15 protein-coding genes and 1 pseudogene are annotated in these 18,136 nt (G+C 67.0%); 7 read left to right on the top strand and 9 right to left on the bottom strand.

Annotated elements, in window-relative coordinates:
- Positions 1 to 51: 51 nt before the first annotated feature.
- Positions 52 to 1,632 (bottom strand): PucR family transcriptional regulator, encoded by a 1,581-nt coding sequence (locus AC4ELH_RS26500; protein WP_498887697.1) that lies wholly within the window; start codon positions 1,630 to 1,632, stop codon positions 52 to 54.
- Between the two features lie 83 nt (positions 1,633 to 1,715).
- Between AC4ELH_RS26500 and pruA the strand changes: the two genes are divergently transcribed.
- Both pruA and AC4ELH_RS26490 read left to right on the top strand, forming a co-directional pair.
- Positions 1,716 to 3,344, top strand: a complete 1,629-nt coding sequence (gene pruA, locus AC4ELH_RS26495; protein WP_498887695.1) for an L-glutamate gamma-semialdehyde dehydrogenase — start codon at positions 1,716 to 1,718, stop codon at positions 3,342 to 3,344.
- 1 nt (position 3,345) lies between these two features.
- On the top strand, positions 3,346 to 4,305 hold the full coding sequence (locus tag AC4ELH_RS26490; RefSeq protein ID WP_498887693.1) for a proline dehydrogenase family protein: 960 nt from the start codon (positions 3,346 to 3,348) through the stop codon (positions 4,303 to 4,305).
- A 9-nt stretch (positions 4,306 to 4,314) separates the two neighbouring features.
- Here the strand turns inward: AC4ELH_RS26490 and AC4ELH_RS26485 are convergent, their stop codons facing one another.
- From AC4ELH_RS26485 to AC4ELH_RS26475, 3 genes and pseudogenes are all read right to left on the bottom strand, one after another.
- Entirely contained in the window at positions 4,315 to 5,346 is a 1,032-nt protein-coding gene (locus tag AC4ELH_RS26485) for an isopenicillin N synthase family dioxygenase (RefSeq protein ID WP_498887691.1), read from the bottom strand.
- A gap of 34 nt (positions 5,347 to 5,380) precedes the next feature.
- On the bottom strand, positions 5,381 to 5,926 hold the full coding sequence (locus tag AC4ELH_RS26480) for an NUDIX domain-containing protein (protein ID WP_498887709.1): 546 nt from the start codon (positions 5,924 to 5,926) through the stop codon (positions 5,381 to 5,383).
- A 3-nt stretch (positions 5,927 to 5,929) separates the two neighbouring features.
- Positions 5,930 to 6,409, bottom strand: a pseudogene (locus tag AC4ELH_RS26475) (DUF309 domain-containing protein); the annotation flags it as partial.
- A gap of 25 nt (positions 6,410 to 6,434) precedes the next feature.
- Between AC4ELH_RS26475 and AC4ELH_RS26470 the strand changes: the two are divergent.
- Both AC4ELH_RS26470 and AC4ELH_RS26465 read left to right on the top strand, forming a co-directional pair.
- A complete protein-coding gene (locus AC4ELH_RS26470; RefSeq protein ID WP_448448504.1) occupies positions 6,435 to 7,850 on the top strand; it encodes an acyl-CoA synthetase in 1,416 nt (471 codons plus the stop codon).
- Entirely contained in the window at positions 7,841 to 8,188 is a 348-nt protein-coding gene (locus tag AC4ELH_RS26465) for a VOC family protein (protein ID WP_498887688.1), read from the top strand. Before AC4ELH_RS26470 ends, AC4ELH_RS26465 begins: the two co-directional genes overlap by 10 nt.
- A gap of 418 nt (positions 8,189 to 8,606) precedes the next feature.
- Here AC4ELH_RS26465 and dapD read toward each other — a convergent pair whose 3' ends face one another.
- Positions 8,607 to 9,560: a 2,3,4,5-tetrahydropyridine-2,6-dicarboxylate N-succinyltransferase gene (gene dapD / locus AC4ELH_RS26460; protein WP_498887686.1), complete on the bottom strand. Its 954-nt coding sequence runs from the start codon at positions 9,558 to 9,560 to the stop codon at positions 8,607 to 8,609.
- Between the two features lie 25 nt (positions 9,561 to 9,585).
- On the opposite strand from dapD, the gene dapE reads away from it, so the two are divergent.
- From dapE to AC4ELH_RS26445, 3 genes are all read left to right on the top strand, one after another.
- Positions 9,586 to 10,650, top strand: a complete 1,065-nt coding sequence (gene dapE / locus AC4ELH_RS26455; RefSeq protein WP_498887684.1) for a succinyl-diaminopimelate desuccinylase — start codon at positions 9,586 to 9,588, stop codon at positions 10,648 to 10,650.
- Positions 10,647 to 11,012, top strand: coding sequence for an RNA-binding S4 domain-containing protein (locus AC4ELH_RS26450; protein ID WP_064886281.1), 366 nt, complete (start codon positions 10,647 to 10,649; stop codon positions 11,010 to 11,012). Before dapE ends, AC4ELH_RS26450 begins: the two co-directional genes overlap by 4 nt.
- A gap of 171 nt (positions 11,013 to 11,183) precedes the next feature.
- Complete coding sequence (locus AC4ELH_RS26445) at positions 11,184 to 12,806, top strand: ABC-F family ATP-binding cassette domain-containing protein (protein ID WP_448448500.1); 1,623 nt, start codon at positions 11,184 to 11,186, stop codon at positions 12,804 to 12,806.
- Here the strand turns inward: AC4ELH_RS26445 and AC4ELH_RS26440 are convergent.
- The 4 genes from AC4ELH_RS26440 to AC4ELH_RS26425 form a co-directional block, all read right to left on the bottom strand.
- Positions 12,787 to 13,674, bottom strand: a complete 888-nt coding sequence (locus AC4ELH_RS26440) for a type VII secretion target (protein ID WP_448448499.1) — start codon at positions 13,672 to 13,674, stop codon at positions 12,787 to 12,789. The two genes, AC4ELH_RS26445 and AC4ELH_RS26440, sit on opposite strands and share 20 nt — an antisense overlap.
- Before the next feature lie 119 nt (positions 13,675 to 13,793).
- The gene (locus AC4ELH_RS26435; protein ID WP_448448498.1) at positions 13,794 to 14,411 is read right to left on the bottom strand and encodes an LppA family lipoprotein; all 618 of its coding nucleotides are present in this window, start codon (positions 14,409 to 14,411) and stop codon (positions 13,794 to 13,796) included.
- Complete coding sequence (locus AC4ELH_RS26430; protein ID WP_498887681.1) at positions 14,393 to 15,880, bottom strand: alpha/beta hydrolase; 1,488 nt, start codon at positions 15,878 to 15,880, stop codon at positions 14,393 to 14,395. Before AC4ELH_RS26430 ends, AC4ELH_RS26435 begins: the two co-directional genes overlap by 19 nt.
- Positions 15,881 to 16,062: 182 nt before the next feature.
- Positions 16,063 to 18,135, bottom strand: a complete 2,073-nt coding sequence (locus tag AC4ELH_RS26425) for an AAA family ATPase (RefSeq protein ID WP_448448496.1) — start codon at positions 18,133 to 18,135, stop codon at positions 16,063 to 16,065.
- Between the last annotated feature and the right edge of the window lies 1 nt (position 18,136).

Below are 18,136 nucleotides of genomic sequence, written 5' to 3'. Positions count from 1 at the left end.
GACACGCCGAGCATCTGGGTACCTGAGCGTCTGCTCGGCAGGGGAGGCGACTCACGCTGTGGCACGCAGACTCAACGCGAGCAGCAGCCGGACATCGGCATCGTTGAGGGAGGTCGCCAGCAGCTCTTCCACGCGGCGGATCCGGTAACGGACAGTGTTGGGGTGTACGTGCAGATGCTGCGCGGCCGCGGCCACGTCGCCGAAGCAGTCCAGGTACATGCCCAGGGTTTCCGCGAGCACCGGTTCGTCGGCCCGCAACATCCGCACCCGCGGATCGATCAGCCGCTCGTCGGCGGCGATGGCGGTGACGATCTCGTCGAGCAACACCGTCGTGCGCGCCTCGGCCAGCGAGGTGACGGCGGCCAGCGTTCCGGGATGGCGTCCGGCCGTGCCGAGCACCCGGTCGACATCGATGCGGGCCGCCGCCGCGCCGGCCAACCCGGCCACCGGGCTGGCGATCACCGCATGCAGCTCCAGTCCCAACTCGGTGCGCAACGACGCCACGGTGCCCCGCACCCACGACGTCACCGCCTTACCAGTGGTGGGGAACAGCACATAGACCCGCGATCCCACCGAGGCCATCTGTGCGTCGTGGCGAAAGGCGCTGGCGCTCAAAGCCAGAACGTCAGCCAGTCGGCTCGCCTGATTGGCTCCGGCGCGGCTGTCGAAGCCGATCACCGCGGCCCGGCCGTCAACGGCCACACCTAGTTCCCGGGCGATCAACTCCACTTCGACGGGGGCCTCCGCCTCACCCAACCCCAGCAGTTCCTGTACCCGCACGGCATGGGTGGACGGCGCGGCGGCCAGGCGCGCCATGATCCGCGCGGCCAGAACAGCGGCGCCGCGCATCACCTCCTCGGCGTCCTCGGCCAGCGGGTGACTGCCCTGCTGCACCCAGATGGTGCCGACGAACGCGGCGGCCCGGCGCTCGTCGACGGCGGGCGCGAAGATGCCGATCGCCAGCCTGGGCCGCAGCCCGAGTTCGGGGCGCTCGGCCACCCGCACCGCCTCCGGTCGGGAACGCAACGCATCGAAGATGCCCCACTGGGCGATCCACGCCAGATGCTCTGGTGGACCCGCTCGGCCGAGAATCGACAGGCGACGCAACTCATCGGCTTCGTCGCTGGACGCGGAATAGGCCAACACGTGTGACTGGGCGTCCTCGATGCTGACCATGCCGTGCGTGCGTTCGGCCACTGACTGGGCCAGGCCGAACAGGTCGGTACCCGAATCGTGCAGCGCGCCGTCACCATGGTGTTCGAAGACATGGTTGACCAATCGGTAGAGCCGCTCCCAGCGGGCCCGCGGATCGACGGCAACCACCGCGGTGCCCGCCGCCACTGCTCGTTCGATGACCGCATCGGATGGCTTCTTGATGAAGATCGCCGCAGGCGCCCGGCGTGCGGTCTGCTGCTCGACCCAACTCAGCGCGTCTTCTTCGGACAATCCGAGCAGGAAGAACACGTCCGCGGCGCCTGCGGACGGGGCCAGGCCCAGACGCACGTCGTCGGAATCGATGAGTGCGGCCGAGGCCACCGCCAGATCTAGGCCACGGGGTGCCTCAACCAGTCTGACCAGGGTGGCATCCAGCGCCAACAACAGTTGGCCCAGGCTGACACCAGTGGTCCGCATGTTGTCCGATTCTACTGATCAGAGGAGCAAGGCTTGGCGGAACAAACAAGTGTTGCGTGGGTCACGTCGGGGATTCTTGACTCATGGATGCCATCACCGCCGTGCCCGCGCCGGCCAACGAGCCGGTCCACGACTACGCACCGGGCTCGGGCGAACGCGCCCGGCTCGCCACTGCGCTCGGCGAACTCACCGGCGCCCCGATCGACCTGCCGCACGTCATCGGCGGCAAACACACCATGGGCGGCGGTGCACGCATCGATGTCGTGCAACCGCATCGCCACAGCGCGACGCTCGGCACCCTGACCAACGCCGAACACGCCGACGCCAGTGCCGCCATCGAGGCCGCGCTGGCCGCCAAGGCCGAGTGGGCCCGGGTGCCGTTCGACGAGCGCGCCGCGGTGTTCCTGCGCGCGGCCGATCTGCTGTCCGGACCTTGGCGCGAGAAGATCGCCGCCGCCACCATGCTCGGCCAGTCCAAGACCGCCTACCAGGCCGAGATCGACGCCCCCTGCGAGCTGATCGACTTCTGGCGGTTCAACGTCGAGTTCGCCCGTGAGATCCTGGCGCAACAGCCCGTCAGCAGCCCCGGCGTCTGGAACCGCACCGATCACCGGCCACTCGAGGGCTTCGTCTACGCCATCACCCCCTTCAACTTCACCGCGATCGCCGGCAACCTGCCCACCGCACCCGCCCTGATGGGCAACACCGTGGTGTGGAAACCCTCGCCCACCCAGACCTTCGCGGCCTACCTGACGATGCAACTGCTCGAGGCCGCCGGACTGCCGCCCGGGGTGATCAATCTGGTGACCGGCGACGGGATCGCGGTTTCCGATGTGGCCCTGGCGGATCCGCGACTGGCCGGCATCCACTTCACCGGATCGACCGCCACGTTCCAGCACCTGTGGCGCGAGGTCGGCGCGAACATCGGCAGCTACCACACCTATCCACGACTGGTCGGCGAGACCGGCGGCAAGGACTTCGTCGTCGCGCACTCCTCGGCCCGCCCGGATGTCCTGCGCACCGCCCTGATCCGCGGCGCCTTCGACTACCAGGGACAGAAGTGCTCGGCAGCCTCCCGGGCCTTCATCCCGCGCTCGGTGTGGCACCGGATGGGCGATGACTTCCTCTCGGCCACATCGGACCTCAAATACGGCGACGTCACCGACCTGACCAACTACGGCGGTGCCGTGATCGACGAACACGCCTACGCCAAGAACGTCGCGGCGATCGAGCGGGCCAAGGGCGCGGCGGGCGTCACCATCGCCGCCGGCGGTGAATACGACGACAGTGAAGGCTATTTCGTCAGGCCCACGGTCCTGCTGTCCGACGATCCGACCGACGAGGCCTTCTCCACCGAGTACTTCGGCCCCATCCTCGCGGTCCACGTCTATCCCGACGCGGACTACGAGCGCATCCTCGACGTCGTCGACACCGGTGCCCGCTACGCGCTGACCGGCGCGGTGATCGCCGACGACCGCGCCGCGGTGTTGACCGCCGCCGACCGGCTGCGGAACGCCGCGGGCAACTTCTACGTCAACGACAAGCCGACCGGCGCGGTCGTCGGCCAGCAGCCCTTCGGCGGATCGCGCGCTTCGGGCACCAACGACAAGGCCGGTTCCGCGCTGAACCTGTTGCGCTGGACCTCGGCCCGCTCCATCAAAGAGACGTTCGTGCCGCCCACCCACCACACCTACCCCCACATGGAGGTCTGACATGGGCGTCTTCCAGCGCGTCGCCCGCCCGGCGATCCTGGCCGCGTCGCACTCGCCGAGACTGCGCCACACAGCCGAACGCCTCCCGATCACCCGCAAGGTGGTGGACCGCTTTGTGGCAGGGGAGACGGTACCCGAGGCGCTCGACACCGTTGGTGCACTGCGAGATTCGGGCCGATTCGTCACCGTCGACTACCTCGGCGAGGACACGACGAGCAACGACGACGCCGAACGTACTGTGCAGGCCTACCTGACCCTGCTCGACGGGCTGGCACGACGCGGCGACATCGACGCCTCCGTGCGACCGCTCGAGGTGTCACTCAAACTCTCGGCGCTCGGTCAGGCACTGCCGCGCGACGGTGAGAAGATCGCCTACGAGAACGCGCACACCGTCTGCACCAAGGCCCGCGAGGTGGGAGCCTGGGTCACCGTGGATGCCGAGGACCACACCACGACCGACTCGACCCTGTCCATCGTGCGTGATCTACGCACCGAATTCGACTGGCTGGGAACCGTTCTGCAGGCCTATCTGCACCGGACCGAGGCGGACTGCCGTGAGTTCGCCGCATCCGGAGCCCGGATCAGGCTGTGCAAGGGCGCCTACGACGAGCCCGCCACGGTTGCCTACCGCGATGCAGACGAGGTCACCGACTCCTACCTGCGCTGTCTGCGGGTGCTGATGGCCGGATCGGGCTACCCGATGGTGGCCTCACACGACCCGCAGATCATCGACGCGGTACCCGGCCTTGTCGATGAATTCAGCCGGGGCGTGGACGGTTTCGAGTACCAGATGCTCTACAACATCCGTGACGCCGAACAACGCCGGCTTGCCGACGCGGGCAACCACGTCCGGGTGTACGTGCCGTTCGGCAACGAGTGGTACGGCTACTTCGTACGGCGACTGGCGGAGCGCCCGGCCAACCTGACGTTCTTCCTGCGGGCCCTGGCCGAGCGCCACTGACCCAGGGCCTCAGCTGGGACTCAGGTCGTAGGCGACCTTGAACTTGTCGAGCAGATAGGGTCCCGACACCACCGGTTCATACCGCGCCGGGTTGTCCACGGTCGCACACGTGGGGATGCACTCGATCACGGCGTCGAAGTTGGGCTGGTGGAAGAACGGAAGGCTGAACCGCTCTGCGGTGGGTGCTCCGGTGCCCACTACCCGGTGCACTGTGCTGACCCATCGGTCGTTGGTCCACCGGGCCAACAGGTCGCCGATGTTGATGACGAACGAGCCCGGTACCACCGGCACGTCGAGCCACTCACCGCGATCGTCCCGAACCTGTAGCCCGCTCTGGGTTTCGTCCTGCAGCAGGATCGTGAGGTTGCCCCAGTCGCTGTGCTGACTGAGCCGGATGTGGCCGGCCGGCTGATCATCGGCCGGGTAGTGGTTGGCCATCAGGTTGGAGTTGTGCCGGTCGATCAGTTTGTCGAACCAGTCTTCGCGCAGGCCCAGCGCCAAGGCGAACAGCCGGGACAACTCGGTCGCAAGCGAAGCCATCTCGTCGTAATAGCGTTCGTAGGCCGCGCGGAATCCCGGTACCTCTGGCCATCGTTCGGCGACCGAGACCCGTCCATCGGCCCTTCCGGGTCCGTCGAACCCCTCCGGATTTCCCTGCGGGAAGTACACGAATTTCTCGACCTGGTCCGGTGATTCGTGTTCGGCCACCGGGTCGGCCCCGTCGTTGGTGGCCGCGAGGTTGCCCGCACTGCTGAAACCACGGGCCAGCGGATCGGCAGGATCGGCCCCGACCTGTTCCTTGAGGGCCCGTGGCAGCGAGAAGAATTCGCGCAGCGCGCGGTTGACATCCTCGATCACGCCATCGGGCACCCCATGGCCGACGAGCAGCAGAAAACCGCTGCTTTCGCAGCATCGCCCGATAGCGTCGGCGACTGCTTGGCGTTGACGTGGGTCGCCGTTTCGGGCGCTGCTGATGTCGATCAACGGGACGAAGCCGTCGCGCAGGACAACTTGGTCGACTATCACCTCTGGTTGGCTCACGCGCTCGACGGTAGAACCTCAACCTAAGTTGATGTCAACGCTGAATTTCCCTCTCGCGCAACAGCAGAAAAGTCAAGGCCGCCAGGCTCTGGGCATCGGTGATCGCGCCGTCCCGGATCATGTCGTTCAGCTCTGCTCGGCAGAACCACGCGCTGTGCATGTCCTGCTCCTCATGCTCGCGTTCGTGTTCGCCCTCGGTCAGGCCGGTCGCCAGAAACACCCAGCCGCGCTGACTGCTCATCCCCGCCGCCACATCGAGTAGGCCGAGTCTTTCCATGGTCTCGGCGCGCAGACCGGTCTCTTCACGAAGCTCGCGGTGGGCGAGGGCGGTGGCCTCCAGATGTTGATTCTCTGGCGCTGTGCCCTGAGGGAACTCCCAGCGCCGCAACCCCAACGGGTAGCGGAACTGCTCGACGAGGTGAAACCGATCGCCATCGGGGTCGTACGGAATCACCAGGGCGTAGGTCTGCTTGTCCACGACGGCGTAGACGCCGGTGCTGCCGTCAGACCGGACGATGTGGTCTTCGCGCAGCGTCAGCCAGTTGTTCCGGTACACCTCGCGCGTCGCAGTCCGGCGGATGGCGGCCGTGAGGCCGGTGCGCAGCCGCTCCGGCGCGATGTCGTCGGTGCTCTCGATGTCGTCGGCGAGAGTGGCGGCGACATCGACGAGGCGGGTCACATCGATGTCGTAGGGCGCAGGTGTTTCGACGAGTGCCAACCGCGCTGCGGCGCGTCGCAACAGGGCGGCAGCGCCGGTCCGGTTGCCGCGCTGCACATGCGTGATGCCCACAGCCAGCTGCGCCAGACCCTGCCAGAGCGCACGTTCGTGGCCCGGCCCGTTCTTCCACGCCGCTTCGAGTACTTCGTGAGCGCTGAACGCCTGACCACGGTCGAGCAGATCCTGGGCGTAGGCGAGAGTTTCGGCCGGCGTGAGCTCCAGCTCATCGGGAATGCGTGCGACGCCTTCACTGCCGTACGGCAACGGCCGGCCGAGTGCGTCACGCGGGCGGGTGTTGCGTGGCCGGCCGGAGTCGTCGCGGTCGCGTCCAGATGCTGTGCCCATACCACCCGACGGTAGCCTCACAAGGGTGTTGCTGGCCTCCTTGAACCCCGCAGCTGTCGCCGCGGGGGCCGAACTTGACGATGCCGTTTCGATCGACGGGACCGTGCTGAGCCGCAGCGACCTCGTCGGCGCCGCCACTTCGGTGGCCGAGCGCGTCGCTGTCGCCGGCCGCGTCGCGGTCTTGGCGACGCCGACCCCGACGACGGTCCTCGCCATCATCGGATGCTTGATCGCCGGCGTGCCGGTGGTGCCGGTCCCGGCCGACGTCGGCGTGGCAGAGCGCAGGCACATCCTCGCGGACTCGGGCGCCCAGGCCTGGCTGGGGGAGATGCCTGAGGACGGCGATGATCCTGCGGGGCTTCCATTGATCCCGGTCCGGCTGCACGCGCGGTCCTGGCACCGCTACCAAGAACCGCCAGCTGATTCGACCGCGATCATCATGTACACCTCCGGCACCACCGGAGCGCCCAAGGGGGTGCCGATCAGTCGTCAGGCCATCGCCGACGACATCGACGCGCTGGCCGAGGCGTGGCAGTGGACGTCCGCCGACACCCTGGTGCACGGGCTGCCGTTGTTCCACGTACACGGCCTGGTGCTTGGCCTGCTCGGCTCGCTTCGGATCGGGAACCGCTTCGTACACACCGGGAAACCGACACCGGCCGCGTACGCGCAGGCCCAGGGCACGCTGTATTTCGGAGTGCCGACGGTGTGGTCACGGGTGGTCAAGGACCTCGACTCGGCGCTGGCCCTGTCCACGGCGCGGCTGCTGGTCTCCGGTAGTGCGCCGCTGCCGGTACCGGTGTTCGACGAGTTGGTCCGGCTGACCGGGCACGCTCCGGTGGAGCGCTACGGCAGCACCGAATCTCTGATCACGCTGAGCACCCGGGTGGACGGTGAGCGCAGGCCCGGCTGGGTCGGGCTGCCGCTGGCCGGGGTGCAGACCAGGTTGGTCGACGACGAGGGTGCCGAGGTGCCGCACGACGGTGAGACCATCGGGCGGCTGCAGATCAAGGGCCCCATGGTGTTTGGTGGCTATCTCAACCGGCCCGAGGCCACCGCCGAGGCCTTCGATTCAGACGGTTGGTACCGCACCGGCGACGTTGCCGTCATCGATGCCGACGGCATGCACCGCATCGTCGGGCGTGAATCGGTGGATCTGATCAAGTCCGGCGGCTACCGCATCGGCGCGGGTGAGATCGAAACCGTGCTGCTGGGCCATGACGGCGTCGACGAGGTGGCCGTGGTCGGCATGCCCGACGAGGATCTCGGGCAGCGCATCGTCGCGTTCGTCGTCGGCACTGCCGCACCGGAAGTATTGATCGAGTTTGTCGCCCAACAACTTTCAGCACACAAGCGACCCCGCGAAGTGCGGCTGGTGGACAGCCTGCCCCGCAACGCCATGGGCAAGGTGATGAAAAAGGAACTGGCGCAATGGGACTGAGGTTCTCCGAGATCTGTATCGATGCCCACGATCCGGAAGCGCTGGGAGCGTGGTGGTCGAAGGTACTCGGCTGGCCCCATCACACCGATGCCGACGGCGACGTGATCCTCACCCCGCCGCCCGGTGCCGGCCCCGTCTGGTTGTTCACCGCCGTGCCGGAGGGCAAGCTGGTCAAGAACCGAGTGCATCCAGACTTCACCCCCGACGATCAGCAGGCCGAGGTGGACCGGTTGGTCGGTCTGGGTGCGCGACACGTCGACGTCGGCCAGGGCGACGAGACCTGGGTGGTGCTGGCCGACCCTGAAGGCAACGAGTTCTGCATACTCGCTGCCGAGTAGGTCCGGCTCCGCCGACGTGTTAACAAAAGGCGTAGCTTGGTCGATAGAGAAGTTAGAAAGCGCACGTCAACCTGCAGATGTTTGGAGGCCACACGTGAATCTCAAGAAGATCGTGGGAACAGCAATGATCGCCGGTGCACTGGGCACCGGATCCCTCGGGTTGGGCGCGGCTTCAGCGCAGGCTGACCCCGGCCCCCGTATTCCGTGGGTTCCCGGTCCGGGCTGGGTTGACTGGAATCCAGGCCCGAACCTACCGCCAGGGCAGATCAAGAAGTGGTGCCCTTGGCAATCCCCGCCAGGTCACTGGATCGGCGGCCCGCACGGGATCCCCTGCACCTAGCCTGAGTCCCCGGACGCCGGCTTGTGTGTCTCCTATCCGCGATTTGTGACACACAAGCCGACGTTCGGCGGAAGAAAGCTAGTTGGCGTGCAGCGCCTCGTTGAGCGTGATGCCGGTGCCGTCACGCTTGACGACCTCGACGGCGCCCGAGAGTGAGTTGCGGCGGAACAGTAGGTTGTTCGCGCCCGAGAGCTCGACGGCTTTGGTGGTCTGCCCGTCGGCGGTGGTCACCTTGGTGCCGCCGGTGACATAGAGCCCGGCCTCGACCACGCAGTCATCGCCCAGCGAGATGCCCAGGCCGGCGTTGGCGCCCAGCAGGCAGCGCTTGCCCACCTTGATGACCTCTTTGCCACCACCGGACAGCGTGCCCATGATCGAGGCGCCGCCACCGATGTCGGAGCCGTCGTCCACCACGACTCCGGCCGAGATCCGGCCCTCCACCATCGAGTTGCCCAGCGTGCCCGCGTTGAAGTTCACGAAGCCCTCGTGCATGACGGTCGTCCCGGCGGCCAGGTGCGCACCCAGGCGGACGCGGTCCGCGTCGGCGATCCGCACGCCCGCCGGCAACACGTAGTCGACCATGCGGGGGAACTTGTCTACGCCGTAGACCGCGACGGCACCGCGGCGGCGCAGCTTGGCCCGCACGGTTTCGAAGCCCTCGACCGCGCACGGACCGAAGTTCGTCCACACCACATTGGCCAGCGCACCGAAGATGCCGTCCATGTTGGCGCCGTGCGGGGCCACGAGCCGGTGTGAAAGCAGGTGCAGCCGCAGGTAGGCGTCATGCGCGTCGGCCGGCTTGTCCGCGAGGTCGGTGATCGTGGTGCGCACCGCCACCACCTCGACACCGCGGTCGGCATCGGGGCCGGTCAGGCCCGCGAACTCGGCGGGGACATCGTCACCCGTGAGCTTCACCGTGCCGGCGTCGCCGGAGGCGCTCAGCTCAGGGGCGGGAAACCAGGTGTCCAGGACGGTCCCGTCGGCGGTGATGGTGGCCAGGCCGACGCCAGATGCTGCAGTCACGTTGGCCAAGGTTACTGGACTAGCCTCGGACACCATGGGGCTAGACCTGCGTGCTGATCCGATCGCGCTGACCGCTGCACTTGTGGACATCCCCAGCGAATCGCGCCATGAACGACTCATCGCCGACGAGATCGAGGCCGCGCTGCGTACGCAGGCACCGTGGTTCGAGGTGATCCGCAACGGTGACGCGGTGCTGGCCCGCACCAACCTGGGCCGATCGTCACGGGTGATGCTGGCCGGCCACATCGACACCGTGCCCGCCGCCGACAACCTGCCAAGCCACATCAAGAACGGGGAGATGTGGGGCTGCGGCACCTCGGACATGAAATCCGGTGACGCGGTGTTCCTGCACCTGGCCGCCACCATCGCCGAGCCGAGCCACGACATCACCCTGGTGATGTACGACTGCGAGGAGATCGAGTCCAGCGCCAACGGGCTGGGTCGCATCGAACGCGAGCTGCCCGACTGGCTGCAGGCCGACGTCGCGATCCTCGGCGAACCGTCTGGCGGTTACATCGAGGCCGGTTGTCAGGGCACGATCCGCGTCGTCGTCGGTGCGACCGGCACCCGAGCGCATTCCGCACGTTCCTGGCTGGGCGACAACGCGATCCACAAACTCGGTGCGGTGCTCGACCGGCTCACCGCCTATCAGCCCCGCAGTGTCGACATCGACGGCTGCGTGTATCGGGAAGGGCTGTCGGCGGTCCGGATCGACGGCGGCATCGCCGGCAACGTCATCCCCGACGCCGCCTCGGTGACCGTCAACTTCCGGTTTGCTCCCGACCGAAGTGTCGATCAGGCCGTCGCCCACGTGCACGAGGTGTTCGACGGCCTCGACGTCGACATCGAATTGACCGACGCCGCCGCGGGCGCCCTGCCGGGCCTGGCCAAACCCGCTGCCGCCGCGCTGGTGGCCGCTGCCGGGGGAGCCGTCCGCGCCAAGTACGGCTGGACCGACGTGTCGCGGTTCGCCGCGCTGGGGATTCCTGCCGTGAACTACGGACCGGGCGATCCCAACCTGGCCCACAAGGTCGACGAACGCGTCGAGGTCGCCCAGATCAGCGCGGTCACCGACATGCTGAGGCGCTATCTGTCGTGAGCACCGTCCGTGTCGACAGCTGGATCTGGGCGGTGCGCATCACCAAGACCCGGTCCGCGGCGGCGGCCGCCTGTCGCGGCGGTCATGTGCGGGTCAACAACGTGCCGGCCAAACCGGCGCAGCACGTCAGTCCGGGCGACGAGGTGCGGGTCCGGCTTGACGGGCGGGAGCGGATCGTGGAGGTCATCCGCCCGATCGCCAAGCGGGTCGGTCCCGCCATCGCAGCGGAGTGCCTGATCGACCGCAGTCCGCCACCGCCGCCCAAGGAGATCCTGGCGGCCGCGCCCGTCCGCGATCGGGGTGCCGGTCGCCCGACGAAACGTGAACGGCGCCAACTGGATCGGCTGCGCGGAACCTTCTGAACCTAAATCGGTTGCACGCGTGCGTACTATGGGTAACGCATCTGCTGTCGACCGAGGTGGGCCGAAAACATGCTGGGAACTGACGATATCTCCGGGTGATCCCGAGAGTCGATTCGTCTTCCTGTCCCTCTGTGCGGTGCCTTTATGCCCGCATCACCTTGGAGTACCAGCATGTCTATTGTCTGTTCCCATTTGTCGTTCTCCTGGCCCGATGACGTCGAGCTGTTCTCGGATCTGTCGTTTTCGGTCGGCCCCGGCCGCACCGGACTGGTCGCACCCAACGGTGCCGGAAAGAGCACGCTGCTCAAGCTGATCGCCGGTGAGTACCTGCCGTCGGCGGGTTCGGTGACGGCTGACGGCGCCGTCGGCTACCTGCCCCAAAGCTTGCCGTTCACTTCTGATCTCACCGTGGCTGCGGTGCTGGGGATCGCCCCGGTGCTCGACGCGCTGGCCGCCTTGGCCGCCGGTGACGCCAGTGACGAGGTGTTCACCACCATCGGCGACGACTGGGACATCGAGGAACGCTCGCGTGCCCAGTTGGACCGGCTCGGTCTCGACGACCTGGCGCTGGACCGCCAGTTGGGGACGTTGTCCGGCGGAGAAGTGGTGTCCCTGGGGCTGGCGGCTCAACTGCTGAAGCGGCCGGGTGTTCTGCTCCTCGACGAGCCCACGAACAATCTGGACAGTGCGGCCCGGCGCCGCCTGTACGACGCGCTCGACAGCTACAGCGGCTGCCTGTTGGTGGTCAGTCATGACCGGGTGTTGCTGGACCGGATGGATCAGATTGCCGAGCTGTACCGCGGTGAAATCATCTTCTACGGAGGCAATTTCACCGCCTACCAGGAAACGGTAGAGGCGGCGCAGTCCGTGGCCGAGGGCAACATCCGAAACGCCGAACAACAGCTCAAGCGTGAGAAGCGACAGATGCAGGAGGCGCGCGAGCGCGCTGCCCGACGCTCGTCGAACGCGGCACGCAACGTCAAGGACGCCGGGTTGCCGAAGATCGTGGCCGGCAAGCTCAAACGCGATGCGCAGGAATCGGCGGCCCGCGCCGATGACGTGCACGCGAAGCGGGTCGATGATGCGCGAACCCGACTCGACGAAGCTGAACGAATGCTGCGCGAAGACAAGGTGATCGCGCTGGACCTGCCCGACACTGTGGTGCCTGCCGGACGTACGGTCTTCGCCGGAGAGGAGCTGCAGATCAGCCGTGGCGGCCAGAAACTGTTCGCCGGCAACGGTATTGGCTTGTCCATTCGCGGTCCGGAGCGCATCGCCCTGACCGGCCCCAACGGGGCGGGCAAGTCGACCCTGCTCCGGATCATCGACGGCGCGCTGGAGCCCGACTCAGGGATGGTGCAACGGGCCGACGGGCGTATCGCCTCACTGTCGCAACGCCTGGATCTGCTGCCCGAGGACCGCACAGTGGCCGAGAGTCTGGCGGCTGCTGCCCCGAGTCTCGCGCACACTCGGCGGATGCATCTGCTGGCGCAGTTCCTGTTTCGCGGTGACCGCATCCACCTGCCGGTGGCGGCATTGTCGGGCGGGGAGCGGCTACGGGCGACACTGGCCTGCGTGCTCTACGCTGAGCCTGCACCCCAACTACTGCTGCTGGATGAGCCGACCAACAATCTGGACCTGGTCAGCGTCGGTCAGCTGGAATCGGCGCTGAACGCCTATCAGGGGGCTTTCGTGGTGGTCAGCCACGACGAACGGTTTCTCGAGGCCATCGGCATCGACCGCTGGCTGCGGCTGGATGGCGGCGAGCTGGCCGCTACTGCCGGCGCTGGTTGATGTTGTGGGCCTGGGCCGGCAACGTGCTGACGCCATAGCCGTCCTCCGGCCGCACACCGGCCGAGGCTCGGTCGCCCAGCTGCTCGTTGTACCCGAGGGCGCTGGCGCCGGCCTCGGCCCGATGGCCGGGTTCACCGTCGTGTTTGCGGTGCTCGGCGTCGTTCTTGTCGTCTTTTCCGTCGTGCTTGCCGTCATGCGGATCCGCGGGGCCGCCGTCAGTGCTGTCGCCCTGGCCGTCCCCGGGGCCCTGATGGCCGGCGGCGTTGGCCTTGATGGCGTCCTCGGCTCCCGTGCCCCCGACATCGGCAGCCGTTGCCGCAGCATCGCCGCCGCCTCCGGCTGCCTGCGTGGCGGCCTCGACGATGCTTTGCACTCCCTGCATGACCTGCTGCGGTACCTGCGTCGCGGCCTGGGTCAGGCCCTGCAGTGGCTGAGTGACCGACTGCATCATCTGCCCGGCCATCTGGCTGAATTGGCCCATCATCTGGCCTGCGCCGTCGGCGCTGCCACCGGCCGAGCTTGCACCGCCACCGGCGGATGCGGAGGAGCCGCTGCCCTCGATCTGGTCGGCCTGGGCCTTGAGTCGTTCGGCGGCCGCCAGGTCACCACGCGCATATGCCTGCGACGCCTGGCCGAGTAGTTCCGACATTCTGCCGGCGGCGAACTGGGTGGCGCCCAGCGCGCTCTCCCTCGACGACTGTGCGCCATTCGTCGCATTCAGTGCCGGGTGTGCGATGGTGCCGAGGCTGCTGGCCAGACTGGAGGCACCAGGGGCGCTACCGAGAAGATTGCTGACATCCGAGCTCACATCACCCATTTGCTGCTGCCAGTTGCCCATGGCGCTGATGTCGGCGATGAACTGATTCATCGAGCCCCCTCAAAATCGCTGAGTCTAACTGCGCATTCTACGGTCGGTGCGGGCGGATGCTGTGCGGCAGTTCGTCGATCGGGTCCGGCCGTCCGGGCACAGGGGGCCTGGCACGTGGGTTATTTGGGTGGCAGCTGCCCGGGCGGCAAGTCAACCACGGATTGCATCAGGAAGCAGTCTCCAGTAGCGGTGAGCATGGCGGTGCCACCTTGTCGGAGGTTGAACTCGTAGCCATTGCCTTGTACGTCGTAGTCGCGTTTGGCGTCGTCGTTGAACAATGAGGATTCTCCGGCCGCTCCGACGCGGGCGGCTTCTTGGCGCACGATGTCGTTGGCCATTTCGAATTCTTCGGAGGTGAACGTCCGGCCGAATATGACCATGTCGGACAAGGGGCGCCGCGCGACGTCCATGGTGAGTTTTGTGCATGGCAGTCCGCTGGCCTTGACCTCCATGGCGTCGGGGTCGTCACTGAATTTCCAGGTCTGGCCGGGAATGGCGGCGGCGACGCGTTCGGCGATGGTCTGGGCGGTGGTGTTGAGGCGCGCTCTGGCGTCTTCGTAGGAGCCCTTGGCGCGCATGGTGTCGATTAGTTTGATCGCTTCTTCACCTTCGACCGTCTTGGACTCGTAGGGATTCTCAGTCAAGGAACAGCCACCTATCACCATCGAGGTACACACCAGGAATGTCAGTGCCGTCACGCGGCGCCGTGCTTGTTTGATCAGCCTTCGGTCGACCATGACAACGGGGTCTCCTTTACCGTGAGGTCAGGGCGGTCCAGCAGGATAGCTGCAAGGTTGTATCCGGTCATTCGTTCCCCCGCGTCGCGGCCGTACTCGGAGTGGCCGGAGGCGCCGATCTTGGACTCATAGGCAGGAATCGGTGTATTGCCGGCCGAGGTGTCCAGGTGTTCGAAACGGAACCGCAGGCTGCCATCGTCATTGGTGATGATGTCATTGGGGTCTGATCCCCATCCGTGCAGCGGCGCGGCAGACCCGATCGCGTTGATCAGATAGTCGTCGCCTGCGGCCATCACAAAGAAGTTGCCGTCATTCATGCCGAGCTCCGCCGGGGTGTCAGCCTGAAATCCCGGCGAACCATAGAGCACCGCGTTGTCCAGGTACTGGCTGGCGCCGTCCTGCATGGCGATGCCTGACGTCAACGAACCGTAGGAATGGCCGAACAATGCGGTGGATTGGCCCGGATTCTTCGACGCTGCATCCAATTCGCCCAGGAACGAGGTGAGTTTCGGTGCCCCCGCTTGGGCGAGATCGTCGGAGAGCACCGAGGTGTCGCCGACATTGGGCGGGGGCTGGTAGCCGACCCACGCTACTGTCGCAATACTGTCGCTGATCGGCCGGTCCGGCGTGCCGGCAGCATGGGCGACATCCGTCGCTTCGTTGCGCAATACGGCGGCCTCGCCTGTCATTCCTTCAATGGTCCCGCGGGTGGTGCCCCCTACCCCCGGCACTGTCACCGACACATGGTCGGCCGTGAACGGATCCCCGACCGAGGTGGCCGCGGGTACCATCTGCGACGGGTCGGATGGTTTTTCGAGATAGATCAGGTGCGACCCTCCCACCTTGAGCGCCGCCTCGATAGCGGAGATGTCGGCGAGCCGATCGGTCTTCACCTGCCCGTCGGGGAGTTGTTCGTATTCTGCGCGCATCTCGGCCAGAAGTTTCCGGTTGGCGTCGTCGATATCCGCGATCTTGCCGGACGACATATCTGTCTTGGTCTCGCCGTCCCCGTCCTCTTTGTTTTCTTGGTCGCCGAGCATCTGGGTGTCTTCTTTGCCGTTTTCGTCGCCGCCTGCGGGTGCGAACTGTTGGGTCTTCAGCTCGTCGTATCCGGCCTTGAGCGCTTCGATCCGGCCCTTGCTCTCAGTCATGCCAACTGTGGAACTTTGGATGACCTCGCTGATGTCTCCCATGCCTTTGCTGATGATGCCGAGCAGCATCTTCTTGCCGGCTTCGCTGTTCGGGACCGATGCTGCCAAGCTGGAGACCCAGTCGCGAGTTCGATCGAGGCTCTCGCGGCCGGCGGTGACGATGTTGGCGGCGTTCTTGATTTCGGCGGCCATCTTCTGGTCCAGATCTGCGAGTTTCTCGTAGATGTCGGCGTGCTTCTTGTTGGCCGCCGCGTAAGCCTCCGACGCGGTGCCTTGCCAACGGGCATCGGGTGCGGCCGCCTCGACCCCGGCCTTCATCTGCCGTAGGCGAGCGCTGCCGTCGAACTGCGAGCCGTCGTCCGGGGTGCCCGCCCCGAAGGTCTCCCGCGCTTTGTTCCACGTCGAATAGAACCCGTCAAGCGCACTCACCCCGATGTCTCCCCGGTCGGCATGATCGAAGTTTACGGTCCGGTCACAGACATCCGATCCGTGAACTCACCTCAACGCGACGCTTGGCGTAAGGCATCCTCAGCCGCGGCAACCATCCCGACGTCGCGATACCGCTCGGCGACGTCGGCCAATGCCGCACCGTCCCCAGCGGCCAGCGCACGCGCGTGGTCCAGCGTCAGCTGCCCGAACAGGCAATCCAGCTCGACGCGAGCGAGCGCGTCGACCGCGCGCGTATCGCCGAGTCGCACGCCGTCGTGCAACGCCCGCAGCATCACCGCGGATTGCTCGCCGCGCTCGGCGGCCTTGGCAGCCTCGCGCGCCGCGGTCACCGCACCCACCGAATCCTTGCGGGCAAAGCACGTCCAGGCGCGGGCCAGGGACAATTCCGGCGCGAACAACATCGACTTGAGTCCGTGTCGGGATTCCGCACGCGACAATGCTTTTCCCGCCTCGACCGGCATGCCCCGTTGCCCGAGGGCCTGAGCCGACAGCATCCACGCCAGCGGACCCCAGGAGTACCCGGTCGGCGCCAACGCGGCAGTTGCCTTGCGTAACAAGGCAATCGCCTCATCGAGCTGACCGCGCACCAACAACACGTCGGCCATCAGCACCTCGCCCACCGCGCGACCGGGCTGCAGCAGCTGGGTGAAATCGGTGATCCTCTGAGCCAGCTCCTCGGCGCGGTCCAGCCGTCCGGTCATCAGTAGCGCCGTGGTTTGACCGAACCCGCTGGTGAACCGCAACAGGCCCGGATGCCCTGCCGTCAACGCGCGCTCAGCCATCGCGTCCACCCGGTCGAAGGCGCCCAGGCGCGCGCAACTGAGCGCAGCCGTCGACCCCGCCCAGCCGATCGCGGTGTCATCAGCGGCGGGGGAGGCCAGCACCTCCAGTGCCAGGCCCAAAGCCCGTTGGGGCGCACCGGCATTCATCGCAAAGGTAGCTGCGAGTGCGTCGAGCGTGGTCTGTGCCCTCGGCGTCGACACCCGTCGGCGGGTGGCCTTCAGGAACGCGGTGGCGCGTTCGGGTTCTGACAACATCCAGAACTGATTGGCCGCCTGCGGCAACGCCCACGCCATCAGTTGATCCTCTGACAGGTCGGCCGGGTCGATCTGTCCCAACACGGCATCGGCCTCACGGCCGCGGCCCTGCCAGGCCAACGCATACGCCAGGGTCAGCAGACCGGTGAATTCGCCACCGGACGCTGTCGCGGCCCGTGCCAGCCGTTCGCTCAGCTCCAGGTCGCCCAATCGCAGCGCCTCGCCTGCCGCGCCGACGAGTTCCGCGGCGGGAAGGGGCACGTCGCTGTCGAGGGCCAGTACCGCCACACGCAGCCGGTCGACGACCCCGGGCCGCGGCGCCGCGGACAATCTCTCGACCACCGCGTTGCGCAACCGCCGCAGGTCGGGTCCGCCGACGGTGGCACGCATGGCGCTCAGAAACAGCGGATGCACACAGTGCACCATCCCGTCGTCGACGCGAACCACGCCGCTGTCCTGTGCAGCTTGCACGGCACCGGTGCTGGTCAGCGCCGCCAGATCGGCAAGTGGCAGCGGATCGTGCACCGCCAGTTGTCGCAATACCCCGGCCACGTCGTCGGGCAGATCGGCGAGAAACGTGTCCACCTGGTCGGCCAGTCGGGCGTCGTCGTGGCCCGGCGGCGACATCTCGACGCGGTTCACCAGCCGGTCACCCCACAATGCCGCGACGTCGTCGGGCGCCCCCGCAGATGCGGTCACGATGAGTTTGGCCGCACCGGTCACGGCGAGTTGGTAGACGAGCGCCGCCGACAACCGATCCAGCAGATGTGCGTCGTCCACGACAACCAACAGTCCGGATCCGAGCGCCTCACGCGCCGCGCGCATCACCTCGGCGGTCTTGCCTGTCGAGGGGATGTCGATCAGGTGCGCGACCGCTGCAAAGGGAACTGTCGCAGCCGATTCCGTGCCGGTGATCCACAGGACGCGACGGAAATCCGGGGTGAGATGTTCAGCAGCGGTGCGGGCCACCGACGACTTGCCCACTCCGGCGGGACCGAGTAGCGCCGCGCCGCAGCGTTCGTGCAGGCCGGCTTCCAGGCCGTCGAGCACACGGTCACGTGGTGCGATCACCCAGTCGACAGCCATC

This window comes from Mycobacterium shunyiense (genome assembly GCF_058270075.1).
Note: the sequence above shows the minus strand (reverse complement) of the source record. Positions and strands in the feature narration are given on the sequence as shown.